Annotated in this window: 25 protein-coding genes and 2 pseudogenes; 15 read left to right on the plus strand and 12 right to left on the minus strand. The window is 37.2% G+C overall.

Going from position 1 to position 25,565, the window contains the following annotated elements; genetic code table 11:
• Positions 1–664: 664 nt before the first annotated feature.
• From MSG66_RS01145 to MSG66_RS01155, 3 genes are all read left to right on the plus strand, one after another.
• Entirely contained in the window at positions 665–808 is a 144-nt protein-coding gene (locus MSG66_RS01145) for a hypothetical protein (RefSeq protein WP_075431360.1), read from the plus strand.
• 266 nt (positions 809–1,074) lie between these two features.
• Complete coding sequence (locus MSG66_RS01150; protein ID WP_324651634.1) at positions 1,075–1,503, plus strand: hypothetical protein; 429 nt, start codon at positions 1,075–1,077, stop codon at positions 1,501–1,503.
• A gap of 111 nt (positions 1,504–1,614) precedes the next feature.
• A complete protein-coding gene (locus MSG66_RS01155; RefSeq protein WP_324651636.1) occupies positions 1,615–1,836 on the plus strand; it encodes a hypothetical protein in 222 nt (73 codons plus the stop codon).
• 121 nt (positions 1,837–1,957) lie between these two features.
• Here the strand turns inward: MSG66_RS01155 and MSG66_RS01160 are convergent, their stop codons facing one another.
• The 3 genes from MSG66_RS01160 to MSG66_RS01170 form a co-directional block, all read right to left on the minus strand.
• Entirely contained in the window at positions 1,958–2,275 is a 318-nt protein-coding gene (locus tag MSG66_RS01160; protein WP_042896698.1) for a hypothetical protein, read from the minus strand.
• A gap of 115 nt (positions 2,276–2,390) precedes the next feature.
• Positions 2,391–2,621 carry a hypothetical protein gene (locus MSG66_RS01165; RefSeq protein WP_133974133.1) on the minus strand — a complete coding sequence of 77 codons (231 nt, stop codon included), beginning with the start codon at positions 2,619–2,621 and terminating at the stop codon, positions 2,391–2,393.
• A 279-nt stretch (positions 2,622–2,900) separates the two neighbouring features.
• Positions 2,901–3,377 carry a CinA family protein gene (locus MSG66_RS01170; protein WP_133974131.1) on the minus strand — a complete coding sequence of 159 codons (477 nt, stop codon included), beginning with the start codon at positions 3,375–3,377 and terminating at the stop codon, positions 2,901–2,903.
• 315 nt (positions 3,378–3,692) lie between these two features.
• Here MSG66_RS01170 and MSG66_RS01175 point away from each other — a divergent pair, with 315 nt between their 5' ends.
• Complete coding sequence (locus MSG66_RS01175) at positions 3,693–5,105, plus strand: iron-containing redox enzyme family protein (protein WP_324651640.1); 1,413 nt, start codon at positions 3,693–3,695, stop codon at positions 5,103–5,105.
• Between the two features lie 48 nt (positions 5,106–5,153).
• On the plus strand, positions 5,154–7,298 hold the full coding sequence (katE, locus tag MSG66_RS01180; protein WP_324651642.1) for a catalase HPII: 2,145 nt from the start codon (positions 5,154–5,156) through the stop codon (positions 7,296–7,298).
• Between the two features lie 60 nt (positions 7,299–7,358).
• On the opposite strand, the gene MSG66_RS01185 is transcribed toward katE, so the two are convergent.
• Both MSG66_RS01185 and MSG66_RS01190 read right to left on the minus strand, forming a co-directional pair.
• Positions 7,359–8,237: an SDR family oxidoreductase gene (locus MSG66_RS01185; RefSeq protein WP_324651644.1), complete on the minus strand. Its 879-nt coding sequence runs from the start codon at positions 8,235–8,237 to the stop codon at positions 7,359–7,361.
• A 139-nt stretch (positions 8,238–8,376) separates the two neighbouring features.
• Positions 8,377–8,793 (minus strand): DUF6367 family protein, encoded by a 417-nt coding sequence (locus tag MSG66_RS01190; protein ID WP_202742380.1) that lies wholly within the window; start codon positions 8,791–8,793, stop codon positions 8,377–8,379.
• Positions 8,794–9,279: 486 nt separating this feature from the next.
• On the opposite strand from MSG66_RS01190, the pseudogene MSG66_RS01195 reads away from it, so the two are divergent.
• Positions 9,280–9,849, plus strand: a pseudogene (locus MSG66_RS01195) (KGG domain-containing protein); the annotation flags it as partial.
• 88 nt (positions 9,850–9,937) lie between these two features.
• Here the strand turns inward: MSG66_RS01195 and MSG66_RS01200 are convergent.
• Positions 9,938–10,171 carry a hypothetical protein gene (locus tag MSG66_RS01200; protein WP_133974122.1) on the minus strand — a complete coding sequence of 78 codons (234 nt, stop codon included), beginning with the start codon at positions 10,169–10,171 and terminating at the stop codon, positions 9,938–9,940.
• Between the two features lie 285 nt (positions 10,172–10,456).
• On the opposite strand from MSG66_RS01200, the gene MSG66_RS01205 reads away from it, so the two are divergent.
• A complete protein-coding gene (locus tag MSG66_RS01205) occupies positions 10,457–11,068 on the plus strand; it encodes a LexA family protein (protein ID WP_042896688.1) in 612 nt (203 codons plus the stop codon).
• Positions 11,069–11,141: 73 nt separating this feature from the next.
• Here MSG66_RS01205 and MSG66_RS01210 read toward each other — a convergent pair whose 3' ends face one another.
• Positions 11,142–11,753 carry a LysE family translocator gene (locus tag MSG66_RS01210; RefSeq protein WP_324651649.1) on the minus strand — a complete coding sequence of 204 codons (612 nt, stop codon included), beginning with the start codon at positions 11,751–11,753 and terminating at the stop codon, positions 11,142–11,144.
• A 155-nt stretch (positions 11,754–11,908) separates the two neighbouring features.
• On the opposite strand from MSG66_RS01210, the gene MSG66_RS01215 reads away from it, so the two are divergent.
• On the plus strand, positions 11,909–12,364 hold the full coding sequence (locus tag MSG66_RS01215; protein ID WP_000376211.1) for an Lrp/AsnC family transcriptional regulator: 456 nt from the start codon (positions 11,909–11,911) through the stop codon (positions 12,362–12,364).
• Positions 12,365–12,421: 57 nt separating this feature from the next.
• On the opposite strand, the gene MSG66_RS01220 is transcribed toward MSG66_RS01215, so the two are convergent.
• Positions 12,422–14,038: an allantoin permease gene (locus tag MSG66_RS01220; protein WP_324651651.1), complete on the minus strand. Its 1,617-nt coding sequence runs from the start codon at positions 14,036–14,038 to the stop codon at positions 12,422–12,424.
• A gap of 205 nt (positions 14,039–14,243) precedes the next feature.
• Here MSG66_RS01220 and MSG66_RS01225 point away from each other — a divergent pair, with 205 nt between their 5' ends.
• Together MSG66_RS01225 and MSG66_RS01230 are read left to right on the plus strand one after the other, a co-directional pair.
• The gene (locus MSG66_RS01225; protein ID WP_324651653.1) at positions 14,244–17,714 is read left to right on the plus strand and encodes an ATP-binding protein; all 3,471 of its coding nucleotides are present in this window, start codon (positions 14,244–14,246) and stop codon (positions 17,712–17,714) included.
• Positions 17,711–18,670: a response regulator transcription factor gene (locus MSG66_RS01230; RefSeq protein WP_324651655.1), complete on the plus strand. Its 960-nt coding sequence runs from the start codon at positions 17,711–17,713 to the stop codon at positions 18,668–18,670. The genes MSG66_RS01225 and MSG66_RS01230 overlap by 4 nt, the downstream gene beginning before the upstream one ends.
• 38 nt (positions 18,671–18,708) lie before the next feature.
• Here MSG66_RS01230 and MSG66_RS01235 read toward each other — a convergent pair whose 3' ends face one another.
• Positions 18,709–19,779, minus strand: a complete 1,071-nt coding sequence (locus tag MSG66_RS01235; protein ID WP_324651657.1) for an alpha/beta hydrolase — start codon at positions 19,777–19,779, stop codon at positions 18,709–18,711.
• 45 nt (positions 19,780–19,824) lie between these two features.
• The gene (locus tag MSG66_RS01240) at positions 19,825–20,301 is read right to left on the minus strand and encodes a cyclophilin-like fold protein (protein WP_324651659.1); all 477 of its coding nucleotides are present in this window, start codon (positions 20,299–20,301) and stop codon (positions 19,825–19,827) included.
• Positions 20,302–20,586: 285 nt separating this feature from the next.
• Here MSG66_RS01240 and MSG66_RS01245 point away from each other — a divergent pair, with 285 nt between their 5' ends.
• A complete protein-coding gene (locus MSG66_RS01245) occupies positions 20,587–21,477 on the plus strand; it encodes a LysR family transcriptional regulator (protein WP_133974112.1) in 891 nt (296 codons plus the stop codon).
• Here MSG66_RS01245 and MSG66_RS01250 read toward each other — a convergent pair.
• The gene (locus tag MSG66_RS01250; RefSeq protein ID WP_324651663.1) at positions 21,455–22,660 is read right to left on the minus strand and encodes an MFS transporter; all 1,206 of its coding nucleotides are present in this window, start codon (positions 22,658–22,660) and stop codon (positions 21,455–21,457) included. The genes MSG66_RS01245 and MSG66_RS01250 overlap by 23 nt on opposite strands.
• A 261-nt stretch (positions 22,661–22,921) precedes the next feature.
• Here MSG66_RS01250 and MSG66_RS01255 point away from each other — a divergent pair, with 261 nt between their 5' ends.
• The gene (locus MSG66_RS01255; protein WP_133974108.1) at positions 22,922–23,206 is read left to right on the plus strand and encodes a GNAT family N-acetyltransferase; all 285 of its coding nucleotides are present in this window, start codon (positions 22,922–22,924) and stop codon (positions 23,204–23,206) included.
• 110 nt (positions 23,207–23,316) lie between these two features.
• Here MSG66_RS01255 and MSG66_RS01260 read toward each other — a convergent pair.
• Positions 23,317–23,427 (minus strand): annotated as a pseudogene (locus MSG66_RS01260) (hypothetical protein); the annotation flags it as partial.
• A 61-nt stretch (positions 23,428–23,488) separates the two neighbouring features.
• Between MSG66_RS01260 and MSG66_RS01265 the strand changes: the two are divergent.
• Genes MSG66_RS01265 through MSG66_RS01275 form a run of 3 tightly spaced genes read left to right on the plus strand, consistent with a single transcriptional unit; the run spans position 23,489 to position 25,537 of the window.
• Positions 23,489–24,148 carry an amino acid ABC transporter permease gene (locus MSG66_RS01265; RefSeq protein WP_227549193.1) on the plus strand — a complete coding sequence of 220 codons (660 nt, stop codon included), beginning with the start codon at positions 23,489–23,491 and terminating at the stop codon, positions 24,146–24,148.
• Positions 24,138–24,803 (plus strand): amino acid ABC transporter permease, encoded by a 666-nt coding sequence (locus MSG66_RS01270; protein ID WP_324651669.1) that lies wholly within the window; start codon positions 24,138–24,140, stop codon positions 24,801–24,803. The genes MSG66_RS01265 and MSG66_RS01270 overlap by 11 nt, the downstream gene beginning before the upstream one ends.
• 2 nt (positions 24,804–24,805) lie before the next feature.
• Positions 24,806–25,537, plus strand: coding sequence for an amino acid ABC transporter ATP-binding protein (locus MSG66_RS01275; RefSeq protein ID WP_202742366.1), 732 nt, complete (start codon positions 24,806–24,808; stop codon positions 25,535–25,537).
• The last annotated feature ends 28 nt before the right edge of the window (positions 25,538–25,565 follow it).

Consider the following 25,565-nt stretch of genomic DNA (forward strand, 5'->3'; position numbering starts at 1 on the left):
TCACTGCTATTAATTATGGTGGTGAAACGAAAGAGGGTTAGCAGACTGATACCTAAGAAACCAGCACACCCGAAGGTGTCCCACTCCCGTTCCTCCGTCAAAGGCACGAGGGGCTTCACACCAAAAAACGTGTTTTTAGTGCACTTAGGTAGACGATCTGCTAAAACCGACTGACAAAATAGGTCAGCCGGAGCATGATAAGCTGAGCATTAAAGCGGGTCAATTGCAAAAATAAAAGATTGGTTTATATAAACAAATAATAATATTTTTAAATTGTGATTAATAAAATAAGCAATTATTTAAAATTTAAACGACAGATTATTTATTATACCTAATCTTAATAATTGATTTTAAATGTTTATATATCAAATATTTATTAATTGTTAATTTATATATTGTTTGCAATCATTGACTTAATAAGACACAAACTCAGAAAGGGTGAGCAATTTTATTTTTACGAATATAACAATCTTAAATAATTAGCTAATGCCAAAATTTAATTAAAATATCAATTGCAAGAATGGTATTTTTTAATCATTTACTTAATTTTGATTTTTACAAAAGCTTGCATAATCTACAAAAGTTAAGAGAACCACAGCGGTAGGCCAACAGAAGATCATGTTATTCATAAGCCTACATCTTAAAACTTATAAGGGTGACCTCAATGTTAAGAATTCTTTGTGCAGTTAGTATGGTCGTTGCAATTGCTATGGGTATGAGTGCATGCCAAGATCGAGATTCAAGAGATGAAGGAACTCATGGCGCGAATGACCCCACAACTCCTCAACAAATGGATAAAAATTCATAAGTATTTTTTTTAAGAAAACTCACTTTGAAGTGGGTTTTCTTATCGTTATTTTCTATAAAATATGTAACATAATAAAAAAGATAATTATATGAAAATATAAAATTAATCAATAAATTAGTGGGTTATTGTCTTTCTATGAATTTGTTGTTACTGAATTGTTTCTAGGTTAATTTATAGTTTCAAAAAATTAATAAAATAAACACAACAAATTACTTATATTCATCCAAAATTCATTTTAGTGATGACAGTTTTATAAAGGTAAGGATATGCCCCAGTACTTAAGAATAGCTGAGAAAATATATCAAAATGTTAAAGAAAAAAAAGGCTTTACAGATGAGCCTATGGAAGATCTTAATAATTTGATGATTGAACTCAGACATGAGCTTAAGGGGACAAAGCTTAAGCTTTTATATAATTATATTGATTTTGCTGAATTACTTATTAAACCTCTACAAGAATCTAAAATTAAATTGGATTTAAGTATTATTCCAAAGAGCAAGAATACTCAAGAATTTGTACTATGGCTTGCAGGTTTTATTGAGCGGATTACAACGGGCGGGCAAGAAAAGTTGCCCCCCATTCGAGCTAAGGTTGTTTTACCTACCTATGTTTACGACGAAACTTATCCTTCTTCAGCAAATCCTATAAATAATGGAGAAGAAATTATTGAATATTTTAAGAAAAAAGAAAGTTAAATCGTAAATTTTCTTAATGCCTGACATGAGTAAAATCATGTCAGGCATTAAATAATAAGACAGACGTTCAGCTTAGTTGGTTTTCAATTTAATATTTAAAGGTGGTTAAACATGTTTGTATATTTTACGGATGGAACCTGTATTAACGACTCTGAAATTTATGGCGTAAAAGCAAAACATGAGCAGAATAAATATATTGTAGAAGTTACTATTAAGCCTACCCATACGCTATCTAATGTTTCTAGCGTTCAGTTCAAAAAAGAAGTGTTTGATGATCCAAAATTAGCAAATCAATACCTCCACAATAATTTTAATATGCCGCCTTTTTTCTAAAATATTATGAATTTCATGATCTTAATAGATTTTTTTTATAGACATAAAAAGAGCTTATTTCCGAGGGCCAATCAGAAATAAGCTCATATTTTTAAAGCAAAAGAAGATGTTGTATTAAATATTATCTATCGTTCCAAGCATCTTTAATTGCTTGTTTAGCATGTTCCCATTTTAAACGAGATTCGGCTTTAAGCTCTTCCCATTTTTGTTGGAGGCTGCCTTCCATATCTTCAAACTGAGCACCTTCCTCAGCTTCAGTACGGGCGCGATGACCTAACTCATAGGCTGCTGAAAAATCTCGATCGTAATCTAAATCTGGAGTAGTAAGCTGAGCTTCTTGATAATAAGGACGAGTAAGGTAACTTTCGCGCCAATAAGTGTCAGAATAATTATGGTCGCCAGCTGGCAGTCGTGCGTGATCGCTATTTTGATCTGTCATCAGTTTTTCCTCATCTATTATTTAATTTTATGCTTATGTTAAATTTAGGAAGGTGAATTCACCTTCCTAAATAAAATGAATGACCGCATCAAATGACATTTAAATCAACAACGGATTAACGTTGCTGATTGTTGTTATTTGAGTTTTGTTGGCCTGAATCTTTTTGATTAGAGCCTTGTTGTTGGCGGCGGTTGTCATTTTGCTGTTGTTGCTGATTGTTTTGTTGCTGTTGATCGTTTTGCTGTTGGTTGCCGTTTGGCTGCTGTTGGTTATTACGGTTGTCATTTTGCTGCTGTTGTTGCTGTTGATTATTGCGTTGATTGCTTTGATTATTAGTAGTGCTCATCTTTAATTACCTCATATCATTTATGATGTGTGTTTTATCTGAGAGCTTCAGATAGGTTTATTAAAACATGAAATTTTTTAATGTGTAGCATAGGGGTGTTACCCTATATTTAACTGTAACTTTAAAAAAATAATAAAACCTTGATTTTTATAAAATGTAATTTTTATCAATAAACATAATTAATATGAAAATAGATAAAATTACATTTGAGTAAAATGGCGTTAAAGAAATACTATGGTCATTTCTAAATGTGTATATGTTATCTTTTATTAAAAACTTCTATTTTTTATTATCTAAGATTATATATTCTATATCCTGATTAATATAGTAGAGAAGTTGTCTAAGTTTGAGACATGGTAATCCTCTAAATACTCGTCTAAAATTGTAAAATTGATTTTTATAATAAATAGAATAAAAGAAGGTGCCCACCGGTTTTTCTTTAGTTTCTGAACCACCTTTTTTTAATAGACCAGTACAAGCGACATAAAGATCGGCATGTAGAAGTTCTTTTCCTTTTTTGATCATCTCTACAGTGACAGGCATTGATTCTGCTGTATATTTTTCAACGAGTTCAGAAGAAATATGAAGTGTATTTTCTTTAACTCGTAAGTCATAGCTCACTAAGCTTCCAATAAGAATATCGCCAGAGTAGGGGCTTAAAGAAAAGCGGTAAGCTAAATAGCCAGCAGAAGCACTTTCGAAAAAAGCGATTTTAATTTTTTCTTGTGCTAATAATTTATAGCATGAGTTAAACATTTGCTTTCTCCTTTCATTTGTTTTTAAATTAGTTATAAAATTATTTTTTTAAATTTTTTGTTAATTTTTTAATCTTTATAATTTTAAAGGTAACTATAATGTAATAAAGGTTTAAAATTTACATATTTTTTATAAAAACAGGCATTTAAATTATTCTAAAGATGAGAATGTAATTTTATGTGAGAAGTTATGTTTTTGAATTTAAATGATTTGTATGAAAACAACTGTTTTTAATAACGTAATATAACAAAGAGGAGCTGGGATTATAGGATGAGTAAAGTATGGTATTTTATATCTCACAAAAGGAGAATAGAAATGCCTGTTGTAGTGAAAAAAAGATTATTAGACTTATTACAAGATAATCAACAGAACTATTACGAATTATTTGTTTTTTTCCTTGATCCTGATATTTCAAGTTTTGAGAAAGAGAAGAAAGCACGAGATTTTCTTTTTAAAGAGATAGATAAGATAGATCAGACAGAAATTGATTTTCCTTCTGATATAAATATGATTAAAGGATGGTGTGAAAAAAATAATAAAGAAAATTGTGAGGTATTTCAGGATTATTTAAACCGCCGGCAAGCTGGAGGTGAGAGAGAATACTTTAAAAATGTTGGTCAGGCGTTCGAATTTTTAATTAAAGTTTCTCCAACCAAAAAAGTAGACGGTGCATGGCTATATAGTTCAGTTCACTATTGGAATGATCCGGTTTTCCATGACCTGATTATTACCTATCTGGAAGAGCTAGGGTTAGGTGAGCCGAAGGCAAACCATGTCTGTATTTATGATGACTTAATGCGTAATTTGGGCCTCGATAGTTTCGATCTGCTTTTAGAAGATGAATATTATTATCATGCTGTAGTCCAATTGGCACTTGGTTATGCTCCACCTGAATTCATTCCAGAAATAGTTGGTTTTAACTTGGGTTATGAACAGCTGCCCCTTCATCTATTAATTACCAATTATGAGCTTGCTGAACTTGGCATTGACTCGAAATACTTCAATCTGCACATTACCATTGACAATATTGATAATGGTCATGCTGATAAAGCAATTAAAGTTATAAAAAATATTTTTGATAAATATCGGGATAAAGAACTTTTTCTTACTAAATTAAAACGTGGCTTTGCGCTAAACAATCATGGCGTGGGTTCTTCGAAAATTATAAAAAATTTAAATCTTGAAGATTTTGTTCTAAAAATTTTAAAGAGAAAGGCGCTCGTAGGGCAGTTAATTCATAACGAGACCAGAAAGTTCGGATGTAAAACAATTAATCAATGGCTATCTAACCCAGACGACGTTCAAGGACTGGTATCGCATTTAATTGAAAATAAATGGATTAAGTTTAATGCCAATCCTGAACAAAGTATTTTTTGGAGATTAATTAATGATGAGAATGGAAAAATGTTTGGAGTGTTTACTCCTGTAGAGCGTCAGATCATTCATGATTGGATTGCTGGAGATGACCATTCTTCTAATTTCTTAAAATATAGTAGGGCACTTAATAATAGTCGACGTATTCAAGACTATTTATTTAGCTATATCTCTGATGGGGAGCTTGATGCCCTGCAAGAACGTATCCGTCAAACACCTGATCTCGCTATAAAAATATGCAAACTAACCGCATTTTTGGCACCCGATTCACATCATAAGAGCATTGGACTTTGGAGCACACGAAAATATGTCGAACTTCTTTTCCCATACTTAAGCTCTTTTAACAAAAACTAATTTTTAAGCTTTCAATTTCACCCCAGGTTTAACTTTAAAACATAGGTAATGAACATGACTGATAATAGTAAATTAACGAATAAAACAAGTGATATGGCTGGAGCTGATGCTGCAAATAAAGCCAATACCACTCAAAAAACTGAACAGTTAGACACAGTAAGAGAAGATGCGACAAATCAGGCTTTAACCACAAATCAGGGGGTTAAAATTGCTGATAACCAAAATAGTTTAAAAGCGGGAACTCGTGGGTCAACGTTATTAGAAGATTTTATCTTACGAGAAAAGATTACTCATTTTGACCATGAACGTATTCCCGAGCGTATTGTGCATGCGCGTGGGGTAGGTGCTCATGGTTATTTTCAGGCCTATGAAGGTAATGAGCGTTTAACAAAAGCTGGATTTTTGACTGATCCAACCATTCAAACTCCGATTTTTGTACGTTTCTCGACGGTGCAAGGACCACGTGGATCTGCCGACACAGTTCGTGATATTCGCGGCTTTGCCATTAAATTTTATACACAAGAAGGTAACTTTGATTTAGTGGGAAATAATGCCCCAGTTTTCTTCGTTCAAGATGGTATTAAATTCCCCGATTTTGTACATGCTGTAAAACCCGAACCAGATACAGAAATGCCTACTGGCGCGACTGCTCATGATACATTCTGGGATTTTGTTTCTTTAGTGCCAGAGTCTGCGCATGCCGTGATTTGGGCGATGTCAGACCGCGCAATTCCACGTAACTTTCGCTCAATTCAAGGGTTTGGTGTGCATACTTTCCGTTTAATTAATGCTGAAGGTAAAGCTCATTTCGTTAAATTCCACTGGACACCTAAACAAGGTTTGAGTGCTTTGGTTTGGGATGAAGCACAAAAGCTCGCAGGTAAAGATCCTGATTTTCACCGTCGAGATCTTTATGAAGCTATTGAACAAGGAGTATATCCTGAGTGGGAATTAGGAGTTCAAATTGTCGAAGAACAAGATGAAATGAAATTTGATTTCGACTTGCTTGACCCAACCAAAATTATTCCTGAAGAGTTAGTGCCAGTAACACCTATTGGCCGTTTTATTTTAAATCGAAATGTCGATAATTTCTTTGCTGAAACCGAGCAGGTTGCTTTTTGCCCTGGCCATATTGTCCCGGGTATCGATTTTACAAATGATCCACTCTTACAAGCACGTCTATTTTCATATACCGATACACAGCTCAGCCGTTTAGGTGGACCAAATTTCCATCAAATACCAATTAATAAACCTATATGTCCATTCCATAATAATCAGCGTGATGCAATGCATCAACATACGATTCATAAAGGGCAAGCTTCTTATCAACCGAACTCGATTGATCAAAACTGGCCAGTTGAGACACCTCCAGCTGCACAAAATGGTGGGTTTGAAAGTTATTATGAAAAAGTGAGTGGTCAAAAGATTCGTGAAAGAAGTGAGTCTTTTTCCGATCATTTCTCTCAGCCTCGTCTTTACTACAAGAGCCTTGCGCCTCATGAGCAAAAACATGTAGTTGATGCTTATACCTTTGAGCTCAGTAAGGTGAAAAGAAAACATATTCGAGAGCGCCAAGTTCAACAAATTTTAGCAAATATTGATCTCGATTTAGCACGCCAAGTGGGTGCAAATTTAGGTATCGAAGTCCCTGATCTAAGCCTTGATTTCAAACCTCAGGCGATTGAAAAATCTGCTAAGTTATCCATGTTGGCTTTTCCACCAGCAGATATTCAAGGCCGTAAAATTGCCGTACTTATTCATAATTTGGTTGAGTCTGAGGCACTAGAAACCATTAAAAACTGGGCAATTAAGGAAGGGGCTATTGTTCATTTATTGGCACCAAGCTTAGCGCCAGTTAAAGACCACAAAGATAATGTAATTATGGCAGATGGCATGCAAATGTCAGAACCTTCAATTGCATATGATGCGGTAATACTTCCGGATGGCGATAATTTAAATGCGGTGATGCAAGATGGCGTAACACGTCACTATGTACTAGAAGCCTATAAACATTTAAAACCAATTGTCTTTTTAGGAAATAAATCTGATTTACTTGAGCCATTAGGCTTGGTAGCAGATGAAGGCACCTTAATTGAAGATGACTTCAAACATGTTTCAGAGAAGCTTAAAAACTTACTTAAAGCACACCGAGTGTGGTCGCGCGAGCAAATAGCTCAACACGTTCCAGCTTAAAGAAAAAGCCCTGAAAGCTTTTTAACTTTCAGGGCTTTTTTATATAAAAAAATCTATATTTTAACTATTTACAATTTGACCGCCATTTACATGAATAACCTGACCTGTAATGTAACTCGCGTCATCTGAGGCAAGGAATAAATAGGCAGGTGCAACTTCACTCGGTTGGCCCATTCTTCCCATTGGCGTATCTTTACCAAATTTTTCAACAGTCTCTGCATCAAAACTACTTGGAATTAAAGGTGTCCAGATTGGACCAGGCGCAACGCCATTTACCCGAATTCCTTTTTTCTGTTTCATTAAATTATTTGAAAGACTACGTGTAAAAGAAGTGATTGCACCTTTGGTACTTGCGTAGTCTATTAACTCATCATGGCCTTGATAGCTGGTAATACTGGTTGTATTGATGATGCTATCTCCCTCTTGCATGTGAGAAATTACTTGTTTGGTAAGATAGAACATAGCGAAAATATTTGTTTTAAATGTTTTTTCTAATTGTTCATTACTAATATTAACGATATCTTTTTGCTGATATTGAACACCAGCATTATTCACTAATATATTGATTTTGCCATAGTGAGCCAAAATTTCATCAATTGCCTGTTTGGCAACTTCAGGATCAGAAATATCACCTTTAAATAGAAGACATTTTCGTCCTTCATTTTCAACCAATTGCTTGGTAATTTCAGCATCTTGCTGCTCTTCAAGATAGAGGATAGCAACATCAGCACCTTCACGGGCAAAAAGTACAGCCACAGATCGACCAATACCACTATCACCACCGCTAATTACGGCAATTTTACCTTGTAGTTTTTCGCTACCTTTGTGTGAAGCTTTAATAATTTCTGGTTCCGGATGCATTTTTTCTTGATCACCGGGTTGGTGAGATTGAACTTGAGCTGGCACTGAAGAAGGATATTGCTTTGTTGAGTTTTCCATGTTGAAACTCCTCTATTAAATATTGGGTTAATCTATTTTTGCTGAACTCAGCGTGAATATGAGTAAAATGTCTGCTTCGAAAAGTTGCCTTTGTTATCTTATTTATACGAATGTAAAAAAATATATCTAAATTAAATTATTAAATAACTGTTAATAACTTAATTTTATTTTTATCAATCATACTTTCAATAATTGATCTATTACCCGTATCATTTAACCAATTTTCAATAGGGATTTTATTTGACAAATCTAGTACTTTTTTTATAATTTTTTTTGCTTCTTCAATATTAGTGTTAATTTCATCACTATTAATCTGGTTGCTTTTTATAATGATATTATCGAGAAGAGTTTTTATATCTTCTGAAGTAATATTGTTAGATTGAATAATATATAAGTCTCTTTGGAATGGATGAGTTGCATGGGGAGGGTCAAGTCTGTAACTCCACTCTTTGTCATAATTTTGCCATTTATTCTTGATATTAATATGGCCTAATAAAATTTCAGGTATAGCAATGTGAATGTATTGCACAGGTGGTTTGTTAACTTTTAATTGCATGACAGATCTACTCTTAAAATATTAATTAAAATTTTTGAATATTATTTAGCACTATTCAAGTAAATTATTTTTTTAAATGTAATGCTATATGTTGTTGTTTTAAAATTAATTTATTTGTTTTTGGTTTGTCTTTTTTGGTTTTTTTGCTGTTCCTGTTTTTAATCGATTTGTATGTTTTGAAACTTTTTGTTATTAAGAGAGCTGTTTTTAATAAAATTGTAAAACATTATTATAATGTTGAATTAAGTAATAATAATTGGTTTGAATATTTATAAAGTAAAAAAATAAAAATTTATAATATATTGGTGTGAGTATAATTCTTTTATAAATAAAAAACTTATTTAAAAAACTTATAGATTTATTAATATACATTTAAAAAGGTTGATACATAGCTTGGGTAGGAAAATATTTTATATCTTTTATCTTTATTTTATCCGTTAACGAAAAGCGGTAGTGACTATAATTTAAATATAGGAAGATATAACTATGGCTAATACTAGATATGAAGATCAAGATAATAATAGTTCGGGTACTTCAAATCGTGGATTTGCGAGTATGGATCCTGAAAGAGTTAGAGAAATAGCCAGTAAAGGTGGGCGAGCTGCACATGCAAGTGGTAACGCGCATGAATTTACATCTGAAGAAGCTCGGGAAGCTGGTCGAGCAGCACACGCAAGTGGTAATGCTCACGAATTTACGTCTGAAGAAGCCCGTGAAGCTGGTGCATTAAGCCATAAGAACGATAGCCGTAACGGTCGTGGCCGTGATGATGACGATGATGATCGTGGCCGTTCAGGTGGTCGAGGTCGTAGCCGTTATGATGACGACGATGATGACGATCGCGGCCGTTCAGGTGGTCGAGGCCGAGGTCGCAGTCGTGATGACGATGATGATGATGACGATCGTGGCCGTTCAGGTGGTCGAGGACGTGGTCGCAGCCGTGATGACGATGATGATGACGATCGTGGCCGTTCAGGTGGTCGAGGCCGTGGCCGCAGCCGTGATGACGACGACGATTACGATGGTCGCGGACAAAACTCCCGCAACCAAAAACGCGATGCATATGGACGTTTTACGTCTTAAGCATCAGGTTTTAAAAAATAAAGGAGGCTCATTGCCTCCTTTATTTTTATCTTTAAATTATTTACTGGGGGAGAGGCTGTAGTCCTTTTACGATATCGATATATTCAGAACCATTTATCCAAAAAGATTTTTTTAAGAATAGCGTTGTCATAATGCTTTCTGCTGCTTCGCTATCTGGGTTTTCACAAAATATTCCATAGCTTTCACCTAATACCGCGTCGTTTTCAATGAGACGAATATAGTAAGCATGTTGTTCATTTGCATAGCCTAAAACCGCATCGCGTTGATTTTTCATTTCGCATGTCTCCATACCAAAAACTGAATTTAACCAAAATGTTAAGTGTTCAGAAGCTCATTTGATAAAAATCAAGAAACAGTCAGCGATAAAGACTATTTCGAAATAGGTTTTGATTTTCTTCAAACCACCACCTTAATTTTAACATCCCTGTTAAAAGTAAAATGGATTAAAATCTGATCATGAATTTATTGTTATGCAAAAAAAATATTTCGTCAACTTGAAAATGTAACTTTTTCAAGTTACATTGTCTGTGTAGGATTTGAACGGTGAAATGGAGGCGATATGTCAAAGAAAAAAGAGTTTGAACATGGCGGTGCCCGAGAAAATGCCGGCCGTAAAGCACAGTTCAATGAACCCACCAAAGTGATTCGTGTGCCAGAATCTCAAGTGAACTTTATCAAAAATTGGTTACTAAATAATGTCAAAACCGATAATCAGACAGATTTTAGCTCAAAATTAAAAGTTCAACAGGTCCATGCCAACAACGATAAAATTTATCATATTCCTTTAGCCACTGAACGTGTTGCTGCGGGTTTTCCTTCGCCAGCCCAAGACGATATTGAACAAGCACTTGATTTAAATGAATATCTCATTAGAAATGAAAATGCTACCTTTATTGTAAAAGCTAATTCTTTGTCGATGTTAGATGCCGGAATTGATATTGATGATCCGCTTATTGTTGATCGTAGTCTTCCCGCAAAGTCTGGTGACATTGTAATTGCGCTTATTGACAATGACTTTACCGTTAAGCGCTTAATGATTGATAACAATTATCAGCCGTCTAAAATTTGGCTGAAAGCTGAAAATTCCGATTATCAAAATATTTATATTGAAGAAGGGCAAGAACTGGTTATTTGGGGAGTGGTAACTTATAACCTGAAACGAATGAGATAAATTTATTTTTATATTTTATGGTTTTAGTTACTGATCCGAGATAAGGAGCAGTAACTTTAAGTTGAGACATTTCTTAAATTTGACCAATCAATAAGCAAGTTGCAATGACGACCATTAGGCCTCCTGAAAACCGTCCTACTAACTGTGCTGCCTGTGGTCTGGTTTTAAGAATTGCTTGTGAACCATAACCTACCATTAAGTAAATAATCGCGCAGCTAATCATATGTACGACGCCGAACGCAACAATTTGTGTAGTCACTGACCATGACGCAGTGGTGTCAATAAATTGAGGCAGCAAGGCTAAAAAGAGTAAAAAAACTTTCGGATTTAAGCCACTCACATAAACACCTTTTGTCGCCCAGCTCAACCATGACTGAGCTTTTTCAGAATCGGATTGATTGGGAGTAGGAGGGGTAATTAATAAATTTATTCCCATCCACAATAAATAAGCAGAACCCGCAACAGTAAGAATCATCAGAGCCGTCGGGTTATTTGCTACAAGCAGACCAACACCAGCCGCGACCAATAAAATAGTAATAAAGTGCCCAAATAACATACCCGCAACGGCAGGCACTACGACTTTACCTTTAATTCCTGCCGAAATGGCATAGGCCCAGTCTGCGCCCGGGGTAATAATAAAGAGAATGGAAACACTCCAAAATGCAATAAAAAGGTTAAAAGCCATATGCTTATCTCGGCAAACTATTTTCTACGGGCTTCGCTCGTTTTTAGAAAAAATTTCTATTCATTCGAACTTGTTGAAAATAATATGCTTATGTATTTAGAATGTGCTTTTAAATGTTTGCTCATATCACACTCATTTGGGGTAAATTTTTCTAAATGGATCGCACAGATAAGAAGATTCTTGCTGAATTACAGCTAAATGGCCGATTATCTATTACTGAATTGGCAGAAAAAGTAGGCTTGAGCATTTCACCTTGTCATAGGCGAGTGAAGGCATTAGAAGAGTCAGGAGCAATCAAAGGCTATCGGGCAGAACTCGATCCCAATTTAGTTGGGTTTGAGTTTTCAGCCATTGTTTTTATTACGCTTAAAGAGGGTGATAAGCAGGCAGTTGAGAAGTTTGAAAATGCCGTGATTGATATTCCACAAATTATTCAGGCCCAGCGCCTTTTCGGGGAGCCAGACTATTTACTACATGTGGTTGCAAAAGACTTACCCGCATTTCAACGGCTATATGATGAAAAGTTATCGGCTATTCCGAGTGTACAGCGGCTCATCTCAACCATTGTGATGAAAGATGTGGTGCCTGAACGTTTGTTTCCGATTGGTTAAACGTTTTAAAGACAAAAAAAAGAAGCTTTAAAAGCTTCTTTTTTATTTTGATGAAATTTAGACATCTAGTGTTTTACACAAAGAACAAATCGTACCGTTATGTTTATGAGAGAACATAATGTCTGGACGCTCATAACCTTGTTCACATACACGGCAGTGGTAAACAGTCGCAACCGGTGTACCTTCAGCGTCGTAACGTGGTTCTTTAACGCCATCATCATGCTCTTTAATATAATATTTTCCTTTGGTGATTAAACCCATGATAGGCGTAAGTACGAAGGCAAGAATAAGAGCAATAAGCGGTGAATACGGTGCAAGGAAGCTACCCAATAAGCCAAAGAAGGCTGCAATTGATAATCCTGCTGCTACCAGAAACGACACCATGCCTACAGGGTTTACGTTGTACAACATGTCACGACGGTATTCAGGCTCTTTTGGTGAAAGTTTTAATACATGTTTATTAATGGCAATATCTGTTGCAACCACGACAACCCATGCAATGGCAAAGTTTGAGTAGAACCCTAAAATTTTACCGAGTACTGCAAACATGTTGCCTTCCATTAAAGCAAGGGCAATCGCTAAGTTTACAATCACAAATACAATACGACCCGGATAATGCTTACTCATGCGAGTGTAGGCACTTGTCCATGCAAGTGAGCCAGAGTAGGCATTGGTTACATTAATTTTAATTTGGGAAATGACGACCAGAATAACTGCAAGTGTTAAAGCCGCCCAGCCCGGAAGCATGTCATGAAATGCCGCATTAAATTGTTGCACAGGCTCGGTACTGTTTACACCTGGTAATTTTGTTAATAAGTAGAAACCTAAAAATGCCCCAATAATTTGTTTAATTGCCCCTAAAATTACCCAACCTGGACCTGCGGAAATAACAGCTATCCACCATTCTTTGCTATTTTCTTTAGTTTTAGCAGGCATGAAGCGTAAATAGTCAATTTGCTCACCAATTTGCATAATCAAAGATAGGCATATACCCGCACCTAACATGATTGCTGCCATGTCTACTGGGGCAAAACCTTCTTTACCTGTAAAAGTAGCAAACTGGCTGACTAGGGTTGGTTCTTGGTAAATAAGATAGGCCACTGGACCAATCATGAGAACAAGCCAAAGTGGAGTGGTCCAGACTTGTAATTTACTTAAGGCTTTCATGCCGTAAATCACCAGCGGAATCACCATAACGGTCGAGATGAGATAGCCCGCCCACAGAGGAATGCCCAAACCAAGCAATAACCCTTGCGCCATGATTGAGCCTTCAAGGGCAAAGAAAATAAATGTGAAACTGGCAAAAATGATGCTGGTGAGGACTGATCCGATATAACCGAAACCTGCGCCACGGGTAATCAAGTCAAGGTCGATGTTATAGCGTGCTGCGTAGTAGGCAAGAGGAATACCGGTTAAGAAGATAATAATTGCTGCAAATAAAATGGAGAAAACCGCATTGGTTGTTCCATAAGACATACCAATACTGGCACCAATAGAAAAGTCAGCAAGATAGGCAATACCGCCAAGTGCAGTAATAGCCACAACTTTGGGACTCCAGCGCCGAAAGCTGTGTGGAGCGTATCGTAAAGTATAATCTTCTAAGGTTTCGTTTACTGCTTTTTGTGAATCTGTGTCTGGCACAGTATCTAGATTTGGGTGTTCAGATACACTCATAACATCAATCTCCCAATCATTTTCGGTCAATCAACACAAATATTGATCATTGTTTTTTGATGAATTTGAGTGTGTGATTTTTGATAAAAATTAGAAATACGTTATTTTGCGTATATTGGCGTATCAGAAGAAATCGCTTTGATAAATAACTTTTGGCATAAGGATTGCTGGGTTTAATATCTGCCACATCCTAAACAAGAGTGTTATGCCAGATTCCCGACGCCCACAACAAGCCCCACAACGTGTAATCAAAACACGCCGTGAATATAATATTTGGGTGGCGGATGAAAGCATTGAAGATTATGCATTGCGCTATGCACCTACATCGGTACGTAAGTGGTCGCCTTGGACTGTAACCAACACCGCAATTTCTACAGTTAGTTTTCTTGCAATGGAAGCCATCGGGGCGACCATGCTTTGGCAGTATGGCTTTAGCAACGCAGTCTGGGCGGCTATTGTCGTATGTACCATTATATTTCTGACCAGTTGGCCGATTAGTTACTACGCTGCAAAATATAATGTAGATGTCGACTTGCTTACTCGTGGTGCAGGTTTTGGCTACATTGGCTCGACCATTACTTCTCTGATTTACGCCAGCTTTACCTTTATTTTATTGGCATTTGAAGCCGCTATTATGGCAATGGCACTTGAGCTAGCCTTAGGCATTCCCCAAGTTATTGGTTACTTAATTTCCGCTTTGGTTATTTTACCCTTAGTGGTTAAAGGTATTGGTTTTATTAACAAAGTTCAGGCAGTAACGCAGCCAATTTGGCTATTGTTGCTGTTGTTGCCATGGTTTTTTGTACTTTGGAAACAGCCACAAATTTTAAGTAGTAGTCTGCATTTTGTTGGTGCGGTTTCACATTCTACTGATTTTAATCTGTATTATTTTGGTGCAGCATGCACTCTTATTTTTTCATTTGTGATCCAGATTGGAGAGCAAGCTGATTATTTACGCTTCTTACCGCAGCAAGAAAAAAATAGAACTGCATGGCGTTTTGCTGTTTTTTTAGGTGGTCCATCTTGGATTATTTTTGGTTTTTTAAAAGTTTTGATGGGCATGTTGCTGATGGTTTTAGCCTTTCAGCTTTTGATTCCAGTTGCTGAACTTGATAACCCCACATATTTATATTGGATTGCTTACCAGCAATTTATTCCAAATCCCCAAATTGCCTTAATACTCACTTTAGCCTTGGTATGTGTGGCGCAGATTAAAATTAATGTGACCAATGCGTATGCTGGCTCATTGGCATGGTCAAACTTTTTTGCCCGTTTAACGCATAGTCATCCAGGACGAATTGTCTGGCTTCTTTTTAATATTTTTATTGCTATTGTTTTGATGGAAATGGGTATTAGCCATGCGGTTGAGCGCATTTTAGGCTTATATAGCAATGTTGCTTTGGCATGGATTGGTGCTGTTGTTGCCGATTTAATTATTTGTAAACCTTTAGGTTTAAGTCCGAAAGGAATTGAATTTCGCCGTGCTTATTTATATGACATCAATCCAGTAGGTGTGGGTGCTTTACTGATTGCCTCTGTTTTATCGATGCTTAGCTATTTGGGCTTTTTCGGATTAATGGCGAAAGGATTAGCAAGTTTTATTGCCTTAGGAAGCGCTGTGTTATGTGTTCCTATTATTGCCTACTTAACCAAAGGCAAATATTACATTGCACGCCAGCCTGAAAAAATTCAAGCGACTTCAGTTGCTAACTGTGTGGTGTGTGAACGGGACTATGAACTGGCTGATATGGCAGGTTGTCCAGCCTATAACGGTACAATTTGCTCTTTATGTTGTTCGCTAGAAGCACGTTGTCACGATTTGTGTAAACCCGAAGCCCGTTGGTCGGTACAACTAAAAAATGCGATTTGGCGTTATTTACCAGCACGATGGGCTAGCCGATTAAATAGTCGGGTCAGTTTATATTTATTACTGACTTTAGGGCTTTCTATTGTTTTGGCTGTGAGCTTGAGTCTGGTTTATATTCAAGAAAAAGCATATCTGGAAACCATTAATGCAGCGGCAGTTCCTCAACTATTTACACTGTTTGTAAAAATTTACACCATTTTATTTCTATTGCTCAGTGTGGCTGCATGGTGGTTAGTGTTAAACGATGAAAGCCGCCGTAAAGCTGAAATCGAGACCCATCAACAAACAGCATTATTGATTGATGAAATTGCTGCTCATGAAGTTACATCTCAAAATTTGCAAGATGCAAGAATTGTCGCTGAACGGGCGAATGAGGCAAAAAGCCGCTATGTGATTGGAATTAGCCATGAACTTCGAACACCATTAAATAGTATTTTGGGTTATAGCCAATTAATTCAAAAGCAAGAACAGCTATCTGAACAGGGCAAAATGGCATTAGGTGTCATTAGCAGAAGTGGACAGCATTTGACGTCACTCATCGATGGTTTACTCGATTTAGCACGGATTGAAACGGGTAAAATTTCTTTAAATATGGTGGATATCCATTTTCCAAATTTTATAGAACAAATAATTCAAATGTTTCAACCGCAGTTTGAGCAGAAGCACTTAAATTTCATACACCAGATTAGTGATAAGCTTCCGCACTATGTACGTACCGATAAAAAGCGTCTTGAACAGATACTTATTAACTTATTAGGCAATGCTTTAAAATTTACCAATACAGGTACCATTACTCTAAAAGTCGATTATCGTTTTCAAACAGCTTATTTTGAAATTATAGATACAGGCTGTGGCATTGCCGAGGCTGATCTGGAGCGGATTTTTAATCCGTTTGAACGAGGCAGTAATGTGGTTCAAGGTGGCTTCACCGGAACAGGTCTGGGTTTGCCTATTGTAAAATTATTGGTTGATTTACTCGGTGGGCAGTTATCTGTGAGTAGCCAACTTAATCACGGGTCACAATTTAAAATTAAGTTTTATTTGCCCTCGAAAGAACTGGTTCATCCAATATCAAATGTACATTCTAATCAGATTATTGGTTATCAAGGCGAACGCAAAAGAATTTTAGTGGTTGATAATGAGGCCGTAGATCGAGGGCTGGTGGTCAACTTTTTAAAACCTTTAGGATTTATTACAGAAGAAGCCGAATCTGGTATTGATTGTTTAAGACAGGTTCCTCTATTTCAGCCCAATCTGATTTTAATGGACTTGAATATGCCGTTCATGGGAGGACGAGAAACCGCTCAACTATTACGGCAGAATAATATTACCAATGTGCCGATTTTAATTATTTCGGCCAATGCGGGTGAGCGCGAGGTCAATCCGCAAGAGGCGGTGTTAAGTGAAGACTTTATGTTAAAGCCAATTGATTTGAATTTATTGCTAAGCAAAATTGGTGATAAGCTTGGATTGAGCTGGATTGATGATGCAAAAGAGTTACCCCCATTAGCACAACAACCGACCGACTCATTTGTTTTAACCACTATTTCACCAATATTGGCAGCACAGCCAGAGTCCGAGATGCGTGAGCTAAATAATAAAACAATAAATCATGCTCAGAACCTGCCACAAGCTTTACAGCATTTAGATGAGTTGATTGGACAAGGTTATATTCGTGGAATTCAACAGGCATTAAAGCAATATTTATATGATTTTCCAGAACAGGCTGAATTGTGGGAGCAGATTTCTCAATTAATTCGTAAATTTGATTTAAAACAAGCACAACGATTGATTCAGGATAAACGATGAGTACGCAACCAGTTTCTTTTCCTTATTCTTCATCGGCTGAACAGGCCGTAATTCTAATTGTTGATGATGTTCCAGAAAATTTAGGCTTATTGCATGAAAGTTTAGACCAGGCGGGCTATCGTGTACTCGTAACCACAGATGGGTTAAGTGCAATTGAAATAGCAGACCGATGCTTACCAGACATGATTTTACTCGATGGCAATATGCCACATATGGATGGTTTTGAAAGTTGTATACAGCTTAAAGCAAGTCCAATTACCCAGTTTATTCCTGTTATTTTTATGACCGGTTTATCTGAAACAGAGCATATTGTGCGTGGCTTTCAGGTGGGAGGAGTGGACTATGTGACCAAGCCTTTAAATATTGAGGAAGTACTTGCAAGAGTCAAAACGCATCTGGCACATGCCAAACTGTTACAACAACAAAAACAGGTCATTGATGCTACTGACACAGCCATTATTGCGGTTGACGTTCATGGGGAAATTGTCTGGAAGACACAAAAAGCCAATGATTTGCTAAATGATCATTTAACGGAAATAACAGGTTTTGAATTAGGTCTAAAAACATGGTTTGCAGACTTGCAGCAAGAAAAAGATCCCAAAAAGTTAAAAAGCTGTTTTTATTCAACTCCGTCACAACAATTACAGTTGTTGTTGTTAAGCCCTTGGCAGACAGAAGCGACCATTGCTAAAAATTATCTAATACAAATTAAGATATCTACACCTGCTCTTGAAGTCACTGATATTTTAAAATATTGCCCACAGTTGACTCAACGTGAAGCAGAAGTCATGCACTGGTTATTGTTAGGGAAAACCAATAAAGATATTGCGGAAATATTAGAATTGAGTCCACGGACGATAAACAAGCATTTAGAACATGTTTTTGAAAAGCTTAGTGTAGAAAACCGAACTGCAGCCGTGGCGCATATTAATAGTCTGGTGCAAGAATTCCATTAAACCTATAGGGGTTCCGTAAAACCCCTATAGTTACTCAATTATTTTAAATTTTGAGTAAAGAATGAAGTTAATTTATCAAAAGGAATTAAATCAACTCGGTCATATAGATCTACATGCCCAGCACCTTTAACATAGTAAAGCTCTTTCGGTTGGCCTGCGAGTTTATAAGCTTCTTCACTAAACTCTTTTGAATGAGCCTGATCACCCGTAATAAAAAGCATTGGACGTGGTGAGATCGTCTCGATGTCATTAAATGGGTAGAAGTTCATAAATTTTACATTACTGGTTAACGTCGGGTGTGTTGTTAACAGAGGTGATGAACTTTTTGGTGTATATTCACCGCGAGGTGTACGATAGAAGTCGTAAAACTCACGTTGAATAGGGTGGGTATCTGCGGTTAACTCATGCGTAGTCCCGCTAGTATATTTTGTTTCACCGCCTTTGAACTCGACATAACGTTGCGCAGCAGCCTCAGCAATAATTTGCTTTCTTTGCTCTAAGGTTTGGCCATGGCGCAGGCCATTACGGTTAGCAGCTCCCATGTCATACATACTAACTGTTGCAATTGCTTTCATTCGTGGGTCAATTTTTGCGGCGCTAATGACAAAGCTACCGCTTCCGCAAATACCAAGTACACCAATACGATCACGGTTAATAAAAGATTGCGTTCCTAAATAATCTACAGCTGCACTAAAGGCTTCTGCATAAATATCTGGAGCAACTACATTTCTAGGTTGGCCTGCGCTTTCACCCCAAAATGATTGATCAATCGCCAACGTTACAAAACCTTGTTCAGCTAATTTCTGTGCATAAAGCATAGAACTTTGTTCTTTCACTGCACCCATGGGATGGCCAATAACAATTGCAGGGGCTTTAACTTTTTTATTTAAATTTTTAGGGATGACCAAGTTCCCAACAATGTCCATATTGTACTGATTTTTAAAAGTCACTTTTTGAATAGTGACTTGCTGACTTTGATAGAAATTATTTGCGCCGTTAGACATATCTGCCGCCATACCTGAGGTTGAAGAAAATAAACCAATCGTTGCAGCACAAATTGCCGCTGCTGTGTGGTTTTTGAGCTTTTTAAACAGGGGAGATGTAGTCATAAATACCTCAATTTAAACAATGTAAATGGATGAATAGATAGATGCTTATTTGATTTGGGAAATTGAAATTTTGACGGGTTGCTTTTGCTTGAATGCTTGGGGAATAGCATCAAGTTTCCCAAGAAAAATGAGACCATTAGCGTAGCCAACAGTGGAGTCTTTATAGAAAAAAGCCAGATTACCCCATGGCGCATAGTAGGTAAGGTCACCAGCTTTGCCCGCATAGCCCTGAGGCGCATTCTGGGTAGATAGCTTGTGGGGTAGATCGGCTATTTTTTCAGTAGAGTCATAATCTTTAAGGATTAATGTCAACGGAAGCTGCTTGGCAAAATCTTGAACGGTGGGTGTCATGGCTAATGTTGCAAATAGCGGTTGCTTTGATCCCTCAATATCAATACGGATTTTCATCATCGATAACCTTTGTTGATTTTTGTCAATCGGTTTTGTCGCATAACAAATCGATGTGACTGATAACAATAAAAATATACTAAGCAAACCTCGAAAAAATTTGTGATTAACCATTATTGAATAGCCTCACTTCTTTAAGAGAAAGCAAAAAAATACAGAAAAGTTATGAATAGTTAGCCTAAAGTTATGAGTAGAATTTATTAATCTCTTGTCATAATAAAATCATGCATCTTTTATACTTAAGCTGGTCTATATCTTAATAATCACTGCTTGATAGAGATTGTAGCTAATCTTCTTTTTAATAATTAGTCTAAAAAATAAACATGGACTTATGAGTAATATTCATGAATAGTTTTATCATCTATAATGAGATTGAACTTTGAAAAGAGATAAAAGCAGATGATAAACAAAGAAAACTATAATGATCTCTATGCTTTTTTAATGGTGGCGCGAGAGGGTAGTTTTACGAAGGCTGCAGGAAAAATGGGAATATCACAGTCTGCGCTAAGCCATACCATTCGTGGTTTAGAAGAGCGTTTGGGGATGTTGCTTTTGACTCGAACCACACGTAGTGTTTCACCAACGGCAGCAGGCGAAAGATTAAAACAAACCATTAGTGCCAGCTTCGATCAGATTGATAATGAATTATCGCTTTTAACATCATTTCGGGATCAGCCTGCCGGCACAGTTCGGATTAATGCCAGTAGCCATGCAATACGGGAAGTGCTTATTCCAAAACTTGAAAAGATTGCAGGCCACTATCCTGATGTGCAAGTTGAGCTAGCTGCCAATAGCGGTATGGTGGATATTGTTGCAGAGCGATTTGATGCAGGCGTTCGTTTCGGGAGCCGCGTGGCTGATGGCATGATTGCGGTACGTATTAGCGCAGATGTCAAAATGGCAGTGATAGCAACGCCCGCATATTTTGAACAATATGGAATTCCCACAACCCCTAAAGAACTGGTCAATCATCAATGTATTGGCTTTCGTTTGACGACCCAAGGCAGTGTGTATGCATGGGAATTTGTGAAGGATGGACAAGAAACAAAAATCAAAATCCAAGGACAATGGATATTTAATGAAAGCTACGATATTGTCGAGGCGGTTAGAGCTGGATTTGGATTGGCTTACATTCCGCAAGAACTGATCCAACAAGATCTCGATCAAGGCAAACTTGTGCAAGTATTGGAGGAGTACAGTATCCAGTTTCCCGGATATCACCTGTACTATCCACATCGCAGACAGCTTTCGCCTGCATTAAGGTTGGTTATTGATGTGTTGCGTGAGTAGCACTGCGCCATGTAATAAAAGCAATAAGAGTGCCTAATAGCAAAATCGTGGCGCTCATATAAAATGTAGCACTATAGCCATGTGAGTCATATAACAAGCCACCGACAGTTGCTCCTAAAGTAATTGCAAACTGGATAATCGCAACCATCAAACCGCCACCAACTTCGGCATCTTGATGTAGGGTTTGTGCAAGCCATGTGTTCCATGCGACTGGTGCCGAAGTACCAATAAAGCCCCATAAGCCCATTAATATGGCAACAAACCACAAATGCTCACCACCCAGTACAAAACCTCCCGCAATTATTGCCATGATGAATGGAATGAGAATAAGATAACGATAAACATGCCGATGAAGGATGAAACTAATCACAAATGTACCGATTAAACCTGCTAAACCCAGTATCAATAATAAAATGGATAGTATTGCTGCATCGACACGAGTAACAGTTTCTAGAAATGGGCGCAAATAGGTAAACAGCGCAAATTGCCCCATAAAGAGCAATAAAATTCCTGTCATGCCATAAAACACAATTGGGCGTTTTAGTAGGCCAAAAGGGTTTTTAGATTTCTTGGCTGAGACGATTGCTGGAAGGGCAGGCATACTTTTAAATTGCCAAATAAGTGCAATGATCGCGATAGGAACAATACAGAAAAAAGCGCCACGCCAGCCAATAATTGAACCCAAAAAACTCCCTAAAGGCGCTGCAATTGTGGTGGCTAGTGCATTTCCACCATTTAGCAGGCCAAGTGCTTTTGGCACTGACAGAGGTGGGACAAGCCGCATGACAATTGAGGTCGACATCGCCCAAAAACCACCAATGACTACGCCTAAAATCGCACGACCGATCATAAACAAAATAGCAGAATGCGCAAATGTAACAACAATGCCAGAGGCAATCATAAGTAGAGTCAGTAGCAAAATGATATGACGTCGGTCCCATGTCTTAAATATACGACTAATCGACAGACTGCTAATAACAGCAAAAATACCTGAAATTGCGATTGCTTGACCGACTTGGCCTTCACTCATATTTAAGTCTGAAGAAATGGGCGTGAGTAAACTTACGGGCATGAACTCAGATGCAATTAATACCGCACAGCAGAGCGACATTACAAATACTGCACCCCAAGAAGGTGTTATATTTTCATGTGTATCTTGCTCAATTTGACCAAAAGAAGACATAAAAGTTCCAATTTCAAAGCCATTGAATGTTCATAAATAAAATGAATAAATCTGGTCAGAGAGCTTAGCAGCAATGGTTTGAGAGGATTAGGCACAGAATTACGAATAGAATTATGAGTTTTATGCATGAGTTGTATTTAAAAAGCATACAGACTCACTGCTAAAAACAGACTATTTTTTTACACGTAAATTTGTTCTTATAGTGAAAGATATATAAAGTCATTTTTAAATAAATATGAGTTGTAATACGAGGAATTCATTGTGAATGTTCAACAAAAAGATGATGCAAAACACGGCAGCTTTAGCTTACTTGATGGCGAGACCGTTGCAGGCGAAATGACTTATACATGGGCGGGCGAAAATATGTTGATTATTGATGCCACAGATGTGAATGAAAATTATCGGGGGCAAGGCGTAGGTCGACAATTACTTGATGCTTTAGTAGCTTTTGTTCGAGAAAAAGAGGTGAAGGTGATTCCACTTTGCCCATATGCAAAATCAGTATTTGATAAAGACCCAAGCATTAGCGATGTTCTTAGAAAATAACTCGTAGACTGAAGATTATTGAATGAAAGTCGGGCATTTGTGTCCGATTTTTTTATTGGTTTTTTTGAATATTATCGCCGTAGTGAATATGTTTTAAGCGGTTGCATACAGCTGGTTTCAATGTTTTCTATTGGCAGATCGAATTTATTAAACTTATAGAAAAGCTTATCTAATAAAAATAGTTTTAGACCAGTTGGGAAAAAAATAAACTCGGTACACAAATATTCGATTGCTGACTAAAGTTAGATATTTATAACGTTTTAATATTATTTGGAATTTTCCTTGAACTGGCAGTATATCCATAGTGTGTTGCCGCAATTTTTCTCTGCAACTTTGACCACGCTGAAAATTTCAATTATCAGTATTATTTTGGCCATTATTGTAGGGCTGATTTGCAGCATTTTAATCACATATCGCGTGCGGGTGCTAAATAGAATTGCCCAGTTCTATATTGAGTTATCTCGAAATACCCCTTTATTAATTCAACTGTTCTTTTTGTATTACGGTTTGCCAAAACTTGGCATCAAAATTGATGGTTTCGCTTGTGGTGTAATCGGCCTTACATTTTTAGGCGGAAGCTATATGGCGGAAGCTTTTCGGGCAGGTTTGCAATCTATTGCCATTGGGCAGATTGACTCCGCTAAAAGTATCGGTTTGCAGCCAAGTCAAATTTTTAGATATGTGATTTTTCCTCAAGCGCTTGCTATTTCAATTCCAGCCATTGGAGCAAATTGTCTGTTCTTGATTAAAGAAAGTTCAGTGGTCAGTGCGATTGCTGTCGTTGAGCTGCTTTTTGTCACCAAAGACTTAATTGGCATGGATTATAAAACTACGGAAGCTTTGTTTTTACTCATCATGGCTTATCTGATTATTTTATTGCCCGTGTCTATTTTAACCAGCTATCTGGAGCATAGAAGTCGGAAGGTGAGCCATGGAACTTGATTATTTGTTTCAAACGAGTCATCTCGAACGCTTAATGTGGGGACTCTGGGCAACTGCGAAAATTGCTTTTATTTCAGTATTTTTCTCTGCGATTTTAGGCACGATTTTAGGCGTCATTATGACCTCTAAAAACATAGCAGTTAAAGCGCTGTGCCGCCTGTATTTAGAAGCGATTCGAATTATTCCGATTTTGGTTTTGCTTTTTGTTTTTTATTTCGGTTTTGCCACATGGTTTAACTGGCAGTTTTCCGCAATGTGGGTTTGCGTTGTGGTGTTTGTTTTGTGGGGCACGGCTGAAATGGGCGATTTGGTTCGCGCAGCCATTACCTCAATTGATCGGCATCAACGCGATTCTGCCTATGCGCTTGGACTGACTCATGTTCAAGCATTGGTCTACGTTATTTTTCCGCAAAGTCTAAAACGAGTAACACCAGGCGCGATTAATTTATTTACCCGAATGGTGAAAACCAGCTCTTTGGCAGTTCTGATTGGGGTGGTTGAGGTCATTAAAGTAGGCCAGCAAATTATTGAAAATTCGCTGTTAACCGTACCCAGCGCTTCTCTTTGGATTTATGGCTTTATTTTTATTTTGTATTTTCTGATTTGCTATCCCTTATCTCGTTTGGCGGCACATTTAGAAAAGGTCTGGGAGTAATTATGCCTTTGTTATCGATACAACAATTACAGAAATCATTTGCACAAAGTCATATTTTACAGGGCATTGATCTAGATGTAGAACAAGGAGAAGTGGTTGTTATTTTAGGACCATCGGGCTGTGGTAAAAGTACCTTACTGCGCTGCATTAATGGCTTAGAACCGATTCAAGGTGGTGAGATTCGTTTAACAGGTTCGGGTGTGTTGGGTAAAGATGTTGACTGGACTAATGCTCGTCAAAAAATTGGCATGGTTTTTCAAAACTATGAGCTGTTTGGGCACATGAATGTGATTGACAATATTTTGCTTGGGCCACTCAAAGTGCAAAAACGCCACCGTGATGAGGCGGAACAAGTAGCAGATGAGTTGTTAAAGCGAGTGGGACTATTTGAACGAAAACTTGATTATCCGCGACAACTTTCTGGTGGACAAAAACAACGTATCGCCATTGTCCGTTCACTGGTCATGCAACCTAAAGTCATTTTGCTTGATGAAATTACCGCTGCGCTTGACCCGGAAATGGTCAGAGAAGTGCTCGATGTAGTTTTGAAACTAGCCAATGAGGGGATGACCATGTTGATTGTGACTCATGAAATGTCCTTTGCCCGTAAGGTTGCCGACCGCATTATTTTTATGGATAAGGGCAAAATTATTGAACAGGCATCACCAGAAGAATTTTTTGAAAACCCTAAAACAGAGCGGGCTAAAACCTTTTTAAATATTTTGTCGTATTAAAAATTTTATGATTTAAATGATGAGGAAA

Origin of the sequence: Acinetobacter sp. IK31, assembly GCF_035615195.1 — a bacterium.
Taxonomy (GTDB): domain Bacteria; phylum Pseudomonadota; class Gammaproteobacteria; order Pseudomonadales; family Moraxellaceae; genus Acinetobacter; species Acinetobacter calcoaceticus_C.